The 14,051-nt window shown below is 60.3% G+C and carries 16 protein-coding genes; 11 read left to right on the plus strand and 5 right to left on the minus strand.

Annotated elements, in window-relative coordinates:
* Positions 1-23 precede the first annotated feature (23 nt).
* From IE188_RS03625 to arsC, 3 genes are read left to right on the plus strand one after another with little or no spacing between them, the layout of a single operon-like run.
* Positions 24-362 (plus strand): DUF952 domain-containing protein, encoded by a 339-nt coding sequence (locus IE188_RS03625; protein ID WP_191285075.1) that lies wholly within the window; start codon positions 24-26, stop codon positions 360-362.
* Positions 359-1,423: a quinone-dependent dihydroorotate dehydrogenase gene (locus IE188_RS03630; protein WP_191285076.1), complete on the plus strand. Its 1,065-nt coding sequence runs from the start codon at positions 359-361 to the stop codon at positions 1,421-1,423. Before IE188_RS03625 ends, IE188_RS03630 begins: the two co-directional genes overlap by 4 nt.
* Complete coding sequence (gene arsC, locus IE188_RS03635; RefSeq protein ID WP_191285077.1) at positions 1,420-1,761, plus strand: arsenate reductase (glutaredoxin); 342 nt, start codon at positions 1,420-1,422, stop codon at positions 1,759-1,761. Before IE188_RS03630 ends, arsC begins: the two co-directional genes overlap by 4 nt.
* 3 nt (positions 1,762-1,764) lie before the next feature.
* On the opposite strand, the gene IE188_RS03640 is transcribed toward arsC, so the two are convergent.
* The 3 genes from IE188_RS03640 to IE188_RS03650 are packed head-to-tail and all read right to left on the minus strand — an operon-like array spanning position 1,765 to position 4,081.
* Entirely contained in the window at positions 1,765-3,081 is a 1,317-nt protein-coding gene (locus IE188_RS03640) for an MATE family efflux transporter (RefSeq protein ID WP_191285078.1), read from the minus strand.
* On the minus strand, positions 3,078-3,593 hold the full coding sequence (locus IE188_RS03645) for a PaaI family thioesterase (RefSeq protein WP_191285079.1): 516 nt from the start codon (positions 3,591-3,593) through the stop codon (positions 3,078-3,080). The genes IE188_RS03640 and IE188_RS03645 overlap by 4 nt, the downstream gene beginning before the upstream one ends.
* Positions 3,590-4,081, minus strand: a complete 492-nt coding sequence (locus IE188_RS03650; RefSeq protein ID WP_191285080.1) for a PaaI family thioesterase — start codon at positions 4,079-4,081, stop codon at positions 3,590-3,592. The genes IE188_RS03645 and IE188_RS03650 overlap by 4 nt, the downstream gene beginning before the upstream one ends.
* 103 nt (positions 4,082-4,184) lie before the next feature.
* Here IE188_RS03650 and IE188_RS03655 point away from each other — a divergent pair, with 103 nt between their 5' ends.
* The 8 genes from IE188_RS03655 to IE188_RS03690 all read left to right on the plus strand — a co-directional run bounded on the left by IE188_RS03655 (position 4,185) and on the right by IE188_RS03690 (position 12,675).
* Complete coding sequence (locus tag IE188_RS03655) at positions 4,185-5,309, plus strand: putative manganese transporter (RefSeq protein ID WP_191285081.1); 1,125 nt, start codon at positions 4,185-4,187, stop codon at positions 5,307-5,309.
* Between the two features lie 92 nt (positions 5,310-5,401).
* Positions 5,402-5,770 (plus strand): MerR family transcriptional regulator, encoded by a 369-nt coding sequence (locus IE188_RS03660; RefSeq protein ID WP_191285082.1) that lies wholly within the window; start codon positions 5,402-5,404, stop codon positions 5,768-5,770.
* 252 nt (positions 5,771-6,022) lie between these two features.
* Positions 6,023-6,412, plus strand: a complete 390-nt coding sequence (locus IE188_RS03665; protein ID WP_191285083.1) for a MerR family transcriptional regulator — start codon at positions 6,023-6,025, stop codon at positions 6,410-6,412.
* Between the two features lie 23 nt (positions 6,413-6,435).
* Positions 6,436-8,211 carry an acyl-CoA dehydrogenase C-terminal domain-containing protein gene (locus IE188_RS03670; RefSeq protein WP_191285084.1) on the plus strand — a complete coding sequence of 592 codons (1,776 nt, stop codon included), beginning with the start codon at positions 6,436-6,438 and terminating at the stop codon, positions 8,209-8,211.
* A gap of 27 nt (positions 8,212-8,238) precedes the next feature.
* A complete protein-coding gene (locus IE188_RS03675; RefSeq protein WP_091430943.1) occupies positions 8,239-8,451 on the plus strand; it encodes a hypothetical protein in 213 nt (70 codons plus the stop codon).
* Positions 8,452-8,591: 140 nt separating this feature from the next.
* Positions 8,592-9,227 carry a glutathione S-transferase family protein gene (locus tag IE188_RS03680; RefSeq protein WP_191285085.1) on the plus strand — a complete coding sequence of 212 codons (636 nt, stop codon included), beginning with the start codon at positions 8,592-8,594 and terminating at the stop codon, positions 9,225-9,227.
* A 22-nt stretch (positions 9,228-9,249) separates the two neighbouring features.
* Positions 9,250-10,455 carry an acetyl-CoA C-acetyltransferase gene (locus tag IE188_RS03685; protein WP_191285086.1) on the plus strand — a complete coding sequence of 402 codons (1,206 nt, stop codon included), beginning with the start codon at positions 9,250-9,252 and terminating at the stop codon, positions 10,453-10,455.
* A 15-nt stretch (positions 10,456-10,470) separates the two neighbouring features.
* Complete coding sequence (locus IE188_RS03690; protein ID WP_191285087.1) at positions 10,471-12,675, plus strand: 3-hydroxyacyl-CoA dehydrogenase NAD-binding domain-containing protein; 2,205 nt, start codon at positions 10,471-10,473, stop codon at positions 12,673-12,675.
* A 264-nt stretch (positions 12,676-12,939) separates the two neighbouring features.
* Here the strand turns inward: IE188_RS03690 and IE188_RS16745 are convergent, their stop codons facing one another.
* Together IE188_RS16745 and IE188_RS03700 are read right to left on the minus strand one after the other, a co-directional pair.
* Positions 12,940-13,296, minus strand: a complete 357-nt coding sequence (locus IE188_RS16745; protein ID WP_229836456.1) for a hypothetical protein — start codon at positions 13,294-13,296, stop codon at positions 12,940-12,942.
* Between the two features lie 91 nt (positions 13,297-13,387).
* Positions 13,388-14,038, minus strand: a complete 651-nt coding sequence (locus IE188_RS03700) for a sulfotransferase family 2 domain-containing protein (RefSeq protein ID WP_191285088.1) — start codon at positions 14,036-14,038, stop codon at positions 13,388-13,390.
* Between the last annotated feature and the right edge of the window lie 13 nt (positions 14,039-14,051).

Below are 14,051 nucleotides of genomic sequence, written 5' to 3' on the forward strand. Positions count from 1 at the left end.
AAGCTGCGCGTCACATGAAGGGCATGCAGATATACAAGATCTTCCGCGCCGCAGAATGGCAGGCGTTCGAGGCAACGGGCAAAACCCTGGGCGCCCCGATTGACCTGACCGATGGCTACATCCACTTCTCGACCGCTGATCAGGTCGCCGAGACCGCGCGAAAGCACTTCGCAGGCGAAGACGGTCTGGTTCTGGCAGCCTTTGAAACCGATGCGATGGGCACCGCCCTGAAATGGGAACCGTCCCGCGGCGGTGCGCTGTTTCCACATCTGTATCGCGAACTGGTCCTGTCCGAAGTCCTGTGGCATCGCACCTTGCCTCTTGGCGAAGGCAGCCACCAATTCCCCGAGTGTCTGGCATGAACCTGATCGAAAAAATTGGACTGAAACTTCTGCATCAGGTTGATCCGGAACGCTCGCACACACTGGCATTGATGGCGATGAAGGCCGGTATTGTGCCGATGCCCGGCATCGTCACAACCGACCGGCTGAAAACCTCGTTCTGCGGGATGACGTTGACCAACCCGGTCGGGCTTGCCGCAGGGTATGACAAGAACGCGACCGTCGTGGATGCTCTGACGCAAGCCGGCTTCGGGTTCGTCGAAGTGGGCGCCGTCACCCCCCACCCGCAACCCGGCAACCCGAAACCACGGCTGTTTCGCCTGACCGAGGATCAGGCGGTTATCAACCGCTTCGGCTTCAATAATGAAGGAATGGGGGCCGCCGCTGCCCGGCTGACCCGGCGGTCGCGCCGCCGCCCGGTGCCCGTGGGTCTGAACCTTGGCGCCAACAAGGACAGTGATGACCGCGCCGCGGATTATGTGCAGGTCTTTGAAACCTGCGCCCCCTTCATTGACTTCGCCACCGTCAATGTCAGCTCGCCCAACACGGAAAGGCTGCGCGATCTGCAAGGGGCCGAGGCGTTGCGCGGGCTGTTGTCTGGCGTGCTGGCCGCACGCGAAAACCAGGACAAGTATACGCCGATCTTTCTGAAGATCGCGCCGGACCTGACCGACGCGGAACTGGCCGAAGTGGCCCAGGTGGCGCAGGACGTGGGCGTGGACGCCATCATCGCCACCAACACCACCCTGTCCCGCGACGGGTTGAAAAGCCGTCACAAGGACGAGGGCGGCGGCCTGTCCGGCCCCCCCTTGTTCGAAAAATCCACCCGCGTGCTGGCACGGCTTTCGAAATTGACGGATGGTGACATGCCCCTGATCGGGGTGGGTGGCATTGCCTCGGCGGACGATGCGTATCAGAAAATCCGTGCCGGGGCTTCGATCGTACAGCTTTATTCGGCGCTGGCTTACAAGGGGTTGAGCCTTGTCGAAGAGATCGCGCTGGGGCTGGACGCATTGTTGGAACGGGACGGGTTCGCCCATGTCGCGGACGCCGTCGGAACCGGACGAGAGGACTGGCTATGACCGAGATATGGCACAACCCGCGTTGTTCGAAATCGCGCCAGACGCTGGCAATTCTGGAAGGTCGCGGCGAGGACGTGACCGTGCGCCGCTATCTGGACGATCCGCCCGATGCGGGCGCACTCAGGTCAGTTCTGGCAGCCCTTGGCGTAGCCCCCATCGAACTCGTGCGCACCGGCGAAAAGGTGTTCAAGGAGCTCGGGTTGTCCAAGGACAGCCCGGATGACGAGTTGATTGCTGCGATGGTGTCCCATCCGATCCTGATCGAACGACCCGTGGTGATCAAGAACGGCAAGGCCCGGATCGGCCGGCCGCCGGACAGCGTGATTGACATTCTCTAGACTTCAGGCCGCACTGCGCTCCAGCGCAGGATAGCGCAGGCCCAAAGTCACGCCGCGCGCGATGAACGAGATCAGCAGCGCCAGCCAAAGCCCGTGATTACCCAATGGCGGCATCAGGACCAGCACCGCGATGATGTAAACCACTGTGGACACAACCATCATGTTGCGCATGTCAGCGGTGCGGGTGGCACCAATGAAGATCCCATCCAGCATCCATGACGGCCATCCGACCAGCGGCGCAAACACCATGTAGATCAGAAAGACCCGTGCGGTGGCGCGCACCTCTTCGGCGGTGGTCATCAGGTCGATGGCCATGCCGCCAAACAGCAGAAACCCCAGCGCCAGCGTCGCCGAAATGCCTGCCCCCCACTGGCTGGACATGATCGCAGCCCGGCGCAGCCCGGCCCTGTTGCGCGCGCCCAGCGCCTGACCGACGAAGGTCTCGGCCCCGAAGGCAAAGCCATCCATCGCATAGGCCGTGACGTTCAGGAATTGCACCAGAATCTGGTTGGCAGCCAGTTCCACGTCGGAAAACCGCGCGCCGAGAAACATGAAACTTGTGAACATCGCGGTCAGCAGCAGCGAGCGGATCAGGATATCGCTGTTCACCACCGCAATGCGTTTCAGGGTTTCGGCGTGCATCACCCGTCCCCAGTCACGCCAGGCGGCGTTGGCGAACACATCCCGACACAGCCAGACGGCCAGCGCGGCACCACCGACCTCTGCGATCAAAGTGGCGATTGCAACACCTTCCACGCCCCATCCCAGCCCCATGACAAACCACAGGTCCAGCACGATGTTGACACCGTTCATGGCAACCTGAAGAACCAGAACGGCGCGCGTCCGCTCCAACGCGATCAGCCAGCCGGTAAAGGCGTTCAGCGCGATGGCAAAGGGCGCGCCCCAGATTCGGATCGTCAGATAGGCTTGCGCCATGCCCTCGACCTCGGCCGAGGCCGGGGCCAGTCTGAACGCCGCCCAGAACAGCGGGATTTGCAGCGCAATCAATGCCAGTCCGGCGACGGCCCCGATCATCGTGGCACGGGTCAGCATGGCCGACACCTCGCCCATGCGTCCTGCGCCATAGGCCTGTGCGGTCAGGCCCGTTGTGCCCATCCGCAAAAACCCAAACACCCAATAGAAGGTCGAGATGATAACCGCGCCGATCCCCACCGCGCCGATTGGTGCCGCCTCGCCCAACTGGCCGATCACGCCCGTATCCACGATGCCCAGGATCGGCACCGTCACATTGGACAGCACAATCGGCCCTGCCACCGCAAGGATACGGCTGTGGGTAATCTGAACTGCACGCGGGGTCATTTCTGAGGCATCAGGAAATGGCCGGTCGCCTGTGCATAGAGCTTGTTTCGATTGTCTTGCCAGGCCTCGACATGCACCGAGGCATAACGCCGCCCCTGCCGAACGATCCGCGCACGTGCATAGGCGTCGCGCGGCAGACCTGACCGAAGATAGTCGATCGAAAAGTCGATGGTCTTGGGCAGATAAGGAAGGTTGTCCGGTCCCAGAGTGCCAGGATCCAGCTTGCCGCTCTCCATATCTTCCCACAGAGAGACCCAGCTGAGTTCGATCACCGCAGCGGTTTCAAGAAACGCTGCCGTCACGCCACCATGAATGGCCGGCAACAACGGATTGCCGATCAGCTTGTCGGAAAAAGGCAGAACCGCCGTCAGCTCGTCGCCATGGCGTTCCACGGTGATCCCGAGAAAGGTCAGGTATGGCACACTGCCCACCAAAGCCGACAGGGTCGCATCGCGCCGTTTTTTGACGACCTCGACCGGTTCCGGGCGCGGGCGTTTGACAGATCCGCTCATGTGTCGTCGCCTCCGCTGATTTCGGCCGAGATTTCGGTCGAACGCCGCCTGGGATCCCCATCGGCGGAAAACGCGCCGGTTGCTGTGGCCACCGGGCGGCTTTCATCTTCATCCAGTGCAACGGCACGCACAAAGGCCACCGACCGCGTGACGTGATAGCACGTGGCACGCGCGGTGATCCGCTGCCCGGGCGTCGCGGGTCGCATATAGTCGATGCGCAGGTCGATCGTGGCCGTGATGGCGGGGGCGTCCGGGTGGCTCATCACCGCCGATCCGCAACAGGTGTCCATCAGAGCCGACACCGCGCCGCCGTGAATCACCCCCGATCGCGGATCACCGATGAAACGGGGATCATAGGGCATGGACATTACGGCCTCGCCCTCGCCCAATTCGTCCAGCGTCATCCCCAAAGCCCCGCAATGCGGGATGGCCTCGGTGAATTTCCGAGCGATTTCAGCTTTCTTCTCTGCGGTCAGACCTTTGATCATCACGGGCCCTCTTTTGTATCTCCGCCATTTATTGGCCCTTGCAAATCGCGCGTCCAGCCCTTACTTTCGCAATTAAGAATTATTCTCAATCGCAAGAGCTTCCATGACAGACGCCACAGCCCTGACAGCCCCGATGGGGAAAATGCGCCCGAAACGCCTTTTGGTGTTGGCGATCATGCTTGCCTTGTCAGTGGCACCCGGACAACTGGGCGAGCTGACACGCGAGCTGATGACCGATGCTTACGTTCAGGTTTCAGTGTTTGTGGCAGCCACGCTGTTGCTGTTTTACGGGGCCGAGCGACTCTTCAGCTTCGACATCGGCGAGAGCCTGTCCAGGGCGCGCGGGGCACAGGTGCCTCTGGCGGCGCTGTTGGGGGCCACTCCGGGTTGCGGCGGGGCTGTCGTGGTCGTTGCTGCCTACAGTTCAGGCCATGTGGGATTCGGCGCCGTGGTCGCCACGCTGACGGCCACCATGGGCGATGCGGCGTTCCTGCTGATTGCCACGCGGCCTGATGCCGCCATCATCGTTCTGCCCCTGTCTTTGCTGGTCGGTATCCTGTCCGGCTGGCTGATCGACCATTTCCACACGGTTGAATACCGCGCCTCGACGCTGGCAAGTTGCGAGCTTGCCCCGCTGATCGGGCGCACCCGCCCGCAGGACGTGGCCTATCTTGTTCTGGCGGCTCCGGGTCTGGTGGTGGGTGCCGCGCAGCTTGCTCAGGTCGAGATCAACGCGCTGTTCGGCATTCCGGTCCAGTGGATCGCCCTTGCCGGTACATTTCTGGGCCTGACGATCTGGGCCACCTCGAAACTGGCTGCAATGACCAACACACATGACAGCCCGCTGACCCGGATGGCCGAAGAAACGAGCTTTATCTCGGTCTGGGTGATCGGCGCCTATCTGGCTTACGATTACGTTGCCGAGTTCGCCGGGGTGGATATCGAGCTTCTGTTCCAGTCCATCGCCCCGCTACTGCCGTTGATGGCCATTCTTGTCGGGCTGATCCCCGGTTGCGGCCCGCAGGTGCTTGTCACCACCCTGTACTTGAACGGCGTCATTCCTTTCGCCGCGCTGATGGGGAATGCGATCTCGAATGACGGCGATGCGCTGTTCCCGGCGATTGCGCTGAACCCGAAAGCGGCGCTGATGGCCACGCTGTATTCCACCATCCCGGCCCTGATCGTGGCCTATGGATTCTATGTTCTGGCACCCGGCTTCATGAACTAGACCTGCGCAGCAGAGGAAAAGGCTCTCGGCAATTGCACCCGCTGCAACGCTCCTTTACGCTGTGCTCCATCAAGACTGGAAATGGGGCACCGATGACCGACGACCGCCTGACCTTCAAGGAAATGTGCGCGAAATTCGACGTAACGCCGCGCACACTCAGATACTACGAATACATCGAACTTCTGAGCCCCGAAAAGGAAGGCCGCGCCCGGTACTATACCCCGCGCGAAGTTGCCCGCATGACACTGATTCTGCGCGGGCGGCGGTTTGGCTTCTCGCTTGAAGAACTCCGCCAGTGGCTTCTGATCTACGATGAAAAAGGGACCGAGGCGCAAAACCGCGCCTGGGTCGAGCTTGCCGACCGGCAACTGGTTGACCTGCGCAGACAGCAGGAACAACTGGCCGAAAGCATCACGGATTTGCAGAAACTGCGCGATGACGTGGCCAACGCGCTGGACTGAGTTGCTCTGATTCCCCCGGGAATCGCGCCTGAAGGCCGCCGTCACCTCGGTTTCTTCAGAATCCGGCCAAACCGGCGCTGTTTTAGTTTTTGATGAAAAAACATGCCCTTGCGTAAAGCGATGGCGTTTTCGACGTTACGTAACGACAAGAAAACCCCTGACGCCACGTTACATTTACGTCAACGTCAACTTATATAGTAAGACGTGCTGGTCAGAACACACGACCGGCGTCGGGTAAAGATTGGAGCAAGTATGACCGACGAACTGATGACCATTCGGCAAATGTGCGATGCATTCAACGTCACCGCGCGCACGCTGCGTTTTTACGAGGCGAAGGAACTGATCGCCCCCATTCGCGAAGGCCAGAAGCGGCTGTTCACCAGACGTGACCGCGCGCGACTGAAGCTGATCCTGCGGGGCAAACGCTTTGGCTTTTCGCTGGAGGAGATTCGCCAGCTTCTGGATCTCTACGACCGTGGCGATCAGCAGAAGACACAGTTGAAACGCACCTATGACGTGGCACTTGGACATCTGGATGACCTGAAGCGCCAACGCGCCGAACTGGACGACGCAATCGACGATCTGACCAACCAGTTGCAATGGGTGAACGACAAGATCGCTTCGCTCGACGATGACCACTAAGATTTAGGACAAGGACGACCCCTATGCCCAGCTATACCGCGCCCACAAAGGACATGGCCTTCCTGCTGCACGAAGTGCTAAAGGCCGAGACGCTGAACATCCCCGGATACAACGACCTGGAACCCGATTTTACGGGGGCCGTTCTGGAAGAAGCCGGAAAAGTGGCCAGCGAGGTTCTGACACCCCTCAACGTGGTGGGCGATCACGAAGGGTGTCGGCTGGAGAACGGCGTCGTCTACACCCCGTCCGGGTTCAAGGATGCGTTCGAGCAGATGAAGGAAGGCGGCTGGACAGGTCTGGACATGCCCGAAGAGTTCGGTGGCCAGAACATGCCCGTCCTGCTGGGCACCGCGGTGGGCGAGATGTTTTCAGCCGCCAACCAGGCGTTCACCATGTATCAGGGGCTGACCCACGGCGCGGCCTCGGCAATCCTGGCGCATGGCACGGATGAGCAGAAGGCGACCTTCCTGCCCAAGATGATCAGTTGCGAATGGACCGGCACGATGAACCTGACCGAACCGCATTGCGGCACCGATCTGGGCCTGATGCGGACCAAGGCGGAACCGCAGGATGATGGGTCCTACAAGGTGTCAGGGCAAAAGATCTTCATCTCGGCCGGCGATCACGACATGTCCGAGAATGTCATCCATTTGGTGCTGGCAAAAATTCCGGGCGGTCCCGACGGCATCAAGGGTGTGTCGCTGTTCATCGTGCCAAAATTCAACGTGAATGAAGATGGGTCGATCGGCGCGCGCAACGGTGTCAGCGTGGGCAACATCGAGAAAAAGATGGGGATCCACGGCAACTCGACCTGCGTCATGAACTATGACGAAGCAACCGGTTATCTGCTGGGTCACATGCACAAGGGCATGCGCGCGATGTTCACCATGATGAACGAAGCCCGCCTGGGCGTCGCCATGCAAGGCCTGGCGCAAGCCGAAGCGGCTTATCAGAACGCCGTGATCTATGCCAAGGACCGCCTGCAAGGACGTGATGTGACCGGCGTCAAGAATCCCGACGGACCCGCTGATCCCCTGATCGTGCATCCCGACATTCGCCGGTCTCTGATGGATCAGAAAAGTTTTATCGAAGGTGCGCGCGGCTTCCTTCTGTGGGGCGCGCTGCTGATTGACCAGGCGCACCGCGCAGACGACAAGGACGCCGATGGTCTGATCAGCCTGATGACCCCGGTCCTCAAAGGTTTCCTGACCGATCAGGGCTTTGACATGACCGTTCTGGCGCAGCAGATTTACGGCGGCCACGGCTATATCGAAGAACACGGGATGAGCCAGTTCGTCCGCGACGCCCGGATCACCCAGATCTACGAAGGGGCCAATGGCGTTCAGGCACTTGACCTTGTGGGCCGCAAGCTGGCCGCCGACGGGGGCAAACACGTCATGGCCTTCTTCGATCTGATCAAAGCCTTCTGCAAGGAGCAGGGTGAAGATGATGCAATGAAAGATTTCATTGACCCCCTTAAAACCGCGTCGAAGCACCTGCAGGCCGCGTCGATGTTCTTCATGCAGAATGGTATGAAAAACCCGAACCATGCACTGGCAGGCAGCTATGACTTCATGCACCTGTTCGGCCATGTCTGCCTGGGCTACGCTTGGGCGCAACAAGCCCGCGCCGCGCTGGACGCCCTTGCAAACGGTACCTCTGACGCCACGTTTTACGAGACCAAATTGACAACGGCGCGCTACTATATGGCACGCCGCCTGCCCGCCACGTCGATGCACCTGGCACGGATCGAAAGCGGCGCGGACACCGTCATGGCGCTGGACGCTGAAGCGTTCTGAACCGCGTCAACAAAGCTAGGAGAGAACATGCCGAAACGCTTCAAACTGACCCGCCGCTTCCCCTGTGCCATGACAGAGGATGGCTATCGTCGGCTGAGGCGTTTCGCGAAAGAGGCAGGGCTTGACGAAGGTGAAGCCCTGTCCTTCCTCTTTGAACATTTCGACAGCGTAACGGACCATGAAAACCTGACAGCGCGTCTGCGCCTGTTCAATTCGGAACTGGATGCACGCAAACGCTGAACACACCGCCCACGGCCATCACAGGAGCCTCCGGCGGGGATATTTATGACAAGAAAAATCGCGCTCTTTTTCTTGTCACAAATATCCCGGGGGTCCGGGGGCAGCGCCCCCGGCGACGAGGCATCAAAAAGGAGGCATGGATGACAGTCAAGCTCTACTGTTTTGGGGAAAGCGGCAATGCCTACAAGGCGACTCTGACGCTGGAGTTGTCCGGTCTGGAGTGGGAGCCGGTTTTTGTCGATTTCTTCAACGGCGAAAGCCGAAGCCCCGCGTTTCGCGAACTGAACCCGATGGGTGAAGTGCCGGTCATGATCGACGGGGATGTGACCCTGTCTCAGTCAGGCGTCATTCAGGACTATGTGTCGTCGAAATCTGGCAAGTTGGGCGGGCGCAGCGCGAATGAACGCCGCGAAATCCTGCGCTGGCAGTTCTGGGACAATCACAAGATGTCCTCGGTTGCAGGCAACACCCGTTTCCTGATGAATTTCCTGCCTGAAGACAAGCGTCCCGCCGAAGTCATCGACTTCAATCAGGCGCGACTGAAAAGCGCCTACAAGGTGCTTGAAGGCGAGTTGGCAGAGCGCAACTGGCTGGTTGGTGATGCCATCACGCTCGCTGATATCTCGTGCTGTGGCTATCTGTATTACCCTGAACCCTTCGGCTTCGACCGCGCCGAATGGCCCGCCATCGACGCCTGGCTGACCCGGATTTCGGAGACGCCCGGCTGGAAACACCCCTATGACCTGATGCCCGGCTCCCCCGCGGACCGCGCGTAAGATCCTGAAAGGAAGCAAGAAAATGACCGACGCCTATATCTATGACGCCGTACGCACCCCGCGTGGCAAAGGCAAGAAGGACGGCACGCTGCACGAAGTAACCGCCGTGCGCCTATCTGCGGTGGCCTTGAACGCTCTGAAAGAGCGTAACAATCTCGACGGCCACGCCGTGGAGGATGTGATCTGGGGCAACGTGACCCAGGTGGGCGAACAGGGCGCGTGCCTCGCGCGTTCATCGGTGCTCTATTCCGATCTGGACGAACGGATTCCCGGTGTCTCGATCAACCGCTTCTGTGCGTCGGGCCTGGAAGCCGTGAACATGGCCGCCAACCAGGTGAAGGGCGGCGCGGGCGACGGTTATATCGCCGGCGGCGTGGAAAGCATGAGCCGTGTGCCGATGGGCATGGATGGTGGGGCAATTGCCGCCGATCCTCATCTGGCGATGAAAGCCTATTTCGTGCCGCAGGGCATCTCGGCCGACATTATCGCGACCGAGTACGGGTTCAGTCGCGATGACTGTGACGCTTATGCCGTCGAAAGCCAGAAGCGCGCGGCTGCCGCCCGCGCGGACGGGCGCTTCAAGTCGATCGTGCCGGTCACCGACCAGAACGGGTTGGTGATCATGGCCGAGGACGAAATGATCCGCGAAACCACGATGCAGACCCTCGGCGGCCTGAACCCATCCTTCAAGGCAATGGGCGAGGCAATGCCGGGCTTTGATGCCGTGGCACTTCTAAAATACCCGCATCTGGAAAAGATCAACCACGTGCACCACGCAGGGAACTCGTCCGGGATTGCCGATGGATCCGCCGCCGTGCTGATCGGCAACAAGGAGTTTGGCGAGCGTCACGGTCTGAAACCGCGTGCGCGCGTCAAGGCAACATCCAAGGTTGGCACCGATCCGACCATCATGCTGACCGGTCCCGTTCCTGCCACAGAGCGTGTTCTGCAAGCCGCTGGCATGTCGTTTGGCGATATCGACCTGTTCGAAGTGAACGAAGCCTTCGCGTCCGTCGTGCTGCGCTTCATTCAGGCGTTTGACGCCGACACTGACAAAGTCAACGTGAATGGCGGCGCCATCGCCATGGGCCACCCGCTGGGTGGAACCGGCGCGATGATCCTGGGCGCGTTGCTGGACGAGATGGAGCGGTCCGACAAGGAGACCGGTCTGGCCACGCTCTGCATCGGGTCGGGCATGGGTGCCGCAACCATTCTTGAACGCGTGTAAGAAGGAGACGTTACAATGGCTGATTTTCACTATTCCGTGGACGCCGATGGCGTCGCCACCATCACCTGGGACGTGCCGGGCAAATCCATGAACGTGCTGTCCTATAACGCGCTGCGCGAGTTGGACGCACATATCGACACCGTTCTGGCCGACGACGCCGTGAAAGGCGCGATCATCACCTCGGGCAAGAAAGATTTCGCCGGGGGAATGGATCTGAACGTGATCGCCCAGATGAAGAACGACGCTGGCGACAACCCGGCGCAGGGACTGTTCGACGGCGTGATGGGGATGCACGGCGTGCTGCGCAAGATCGAACGCGCCGGCATGGACCCCAAGACCAACAAAGGCGGCAAACCGATCGTCGCCGCCCTGCCCGGCATCGCGCTTGGCATTGGTCTGGAAATCCCGCTGGCCTGTCACCGCATCATTGCGGCGGACAACCCCAAGGCCAAGATCGGCCTGCCCGAGATCATGGTCGGCATCTTTCCCGGCGCCGGTGGCACCACGCGGCTTGTGCGCAAGATGGGGGCGATGGCGGCGGCGCCGTTCCTGTTGGAAGGCAAAACGGTTGCGCCCGACAAGGCCAAAGCGGCTGGCCTGATCGACGAGGTTGTACCGGCAGACGAACTGCAAGCCCGCGCGAAAGAGTGGGTGTTGAACGCAACCGACGCAGATATCGTCAAACCCTGGGACCAGAAGGGCTATAAAATGCCGGGCGGTGCGCCCTATCACCCCGCTGGGTTCCAGACCTTCGTGGGGGCCGCAGCCATGATCCACGGCAAGACCAATGGCGTTTATCCTGCGGCGAAAGCCCTGCTGGCAGCGGTGTACGAAGGTGCGTTGGTGCCGTTTGACGACGCGCTTCGCGTGGAATGCCGCTGGTTCGTCAATGTGCTGATGAACCCGTCCTCCTCCGCAATGATCCGGTCGCTGTTCATCAACAAGCAGGCCTTGGAAAAGGGTGCTGTGCGCCCGAAAGGCGTCGATGATCAATCGGTCAAGAAAGTTGGCGTTCTGGGCGCGGGCATGATGGGCGCAGGCATCGCGCTGGTGTCCGCCATGGCGGGGATGGAGGTCGTGTTGATCGACCAGACCCAGGACGCCGCAGACCGCGGCAAATCATACTCCGAGAGCTATCTGGACAAGGGCATCGCCCGCAAGAAAGCCACGCCCGAGAAGAAAGAGGCCGTCCTGTCCGCCATCACCGCGACCACCGATCTGGACGCGCTGAAAGGCGCGGACCTGATCATCGAAGCGGTGTTTGAGGACATGGGCGTCAAAGCCGAGATGACCAAGAAAGTCGAAGCGGTGGTCGGGGAAGATTGCATCTTCGCCACCAACACCTCGACCCTGCCGATCACCGAACTGGCCAAGGCGTCAGTGCGTCCCGATCAGTTCATCGGCATCCATTTCTTCTCGCCGGTCGAGAAGATGATGCTGGTCGAGATAATCAAGGGCAAGGAAACCGGGGATCGTGCGGTGGCCAAGGCGCTGGACTATGTGCGTCAGATCCGCAAGACGCCGATCGTCGTCAATGACGCGCGCTTCTTCTACTGCAACCGCTGCATCATTCCCTATATCAACGAAGGGATGCGCATGGTTGGCGAGGGCGTCGCGCCCGCGCTGGTCGAAGGGGCGGCGAAGCTTTTGGGCTTCCCCGTCGGGCCGCTGCAACTTGTCGATGAAACCTCGATCGAGCTGGGCGTGAAAATCGCCAAGGCCACCAAGGCGGCGATGGGTGATGATTACCCTGACGACGCGGTGGACGAGATCATCTTCTGGATGGCCGATCAGGGTCGCATGGGCCGCAAGGCCAAGGCGGGTTTCTATGACTATGACGACAAGGGCAAGCGCACAGGGTTGTGGGAAGGGCTTGGCGACAAGTTCCCGCTGGCCGACGATCAGCCTGACCTGACCGAAGTAAAACATCGCCTGATGATGGCACAGGTGCTGGAAGCCGTCCGCGCGCTGGAAGACGGCGTGTTGGAAGACATTCGCGAAGGTGACGTGGGTGCGGTTCTAGCCTGGGGCTTTGCGCCGTGGTCCGGTGGCCCGTTCAGCTGGCTGGACATGATCGGCGCGGACAAGGCGGTCGAGATTTGCGATGGCCTGACCGACGCACACGGCGCACGCTTCACCACGCCCGCACTGCTGCGTGATCTGGCGGACAAAGGTGACACATTCTATGGCCGCTTCGACACCGCGCAAGACGCTGCCTGATGGCCGCTGAAAACACCCAAAAAGCCCGGCCGACCGCCGGGCTTTTTCAATTTGCGCCTACCACATCAGGGCAAGCAACAGATATCCGGCCATCCCGTAAAGCGCAGCCAGGCTCACGCTCATGAATATCCCGCGCAGCACTGCTTTGCCCCGTAGCGCGCTGTAGGTATAGCCCAACCTGCCTATGCCAAACCCGATGATCCAGATCTGAGACGTGAGCGTTGATGGCGAAGCCAGTGCCATCAGCAAAGCCAGACCCCCGAACTACATCGTGTTTTCGGTCGCGTTTCGGTGCGCATTGTGATGCCGTTCCAACGCGCGCCAACCCAATGCCGGCACATCTTCCTTGCGCGCATTGGCTTCTGCATACTCCTTGGGCGAGGCATAGATGCCGTGGTGCAGGCGGGTCAGTTCACTCCACGTCATCAGCCAGGTATGGTTCAGCAGCAACAGCGCGTTTGCCACAACCAGCGCGGCCATGACCCCGACAGATGGCAGGGCCACGGTCAAAGGCTCGACACCAAGAACAAGGTTCACCACCATCGAAATCACAATCAGCCCGATAGGGTAGACGACGATGATCCGAGTGAGTTTTCGTATGCGTGCCGCACTGTCCGACATGAAACCCTGCCGTTTCGGCGCGTTTCATCGCGCGCAATTTGATCGCTCAAAGACAGGGGCTGAGATCGTCTTAAAATGGGGCGGCTATCAATCAGTCGAACCGATATCCGAAACGGGCAATGTCCGTGGCACAGCATTCTGCAACGATTTCAGCGAGCTCGTCGGTATAGGCGGCACGATAATCGCGGACGCGGTCAGACCGGTTTACATGCGGCAAAGGGCGCAGTGAGAACCCCAGATGGGTTTCAAAAGGTGCAAGATCATCGGACAGCGCCTCCATCCGCGCGAACAGATCGCACCGCTCTTGCCCGTTTTGATCCGTCACATAGGACGCAAATGGCGATGCGGCGAAACTGTCCAGCGTGTGCTGGTGGGTTACGAACTCCGAAAAGGTCAGGACATGCGCCAGATCGACCGCCGGATGATCGAAATGCTGCGCCTTGAGCCAGTGATAATAGCTGACCAGCCTGTCCCACGGGTTGCGCACAAGCGTCACGATGAAATAGTCATCGATCTGGTCTTGCGTTACGGGGCCATAGATATCGCGCAGGCGCGAATGCTTCCACAACCGCCCGGAGGACTGAACATGCGCCATGCGTTTGCGCCGGCGGATCGCCTTGGGCGTATCACCCAGTAAGATGTCGTCTTTCATCGCCCGCGCCTCAAGTGCCATTGCGAGAGACGTACCCCCGGTTTTCGGCGGATGGATGAAGATGTAACGACGTCCATGCGAAATGATCATGCCCCGACCTTAG

It is taken from the genome of Aliiroseovarius zhejiangensis, assembly GCF_014656375.1.
Lineage (GTDB): Bacteria > Pseudomonadota > Alphaproteobacteria > Rhodobacterales > Rhodobacteraceae > Aliiroseovarius > Aliiroseovarius zhejiangensis.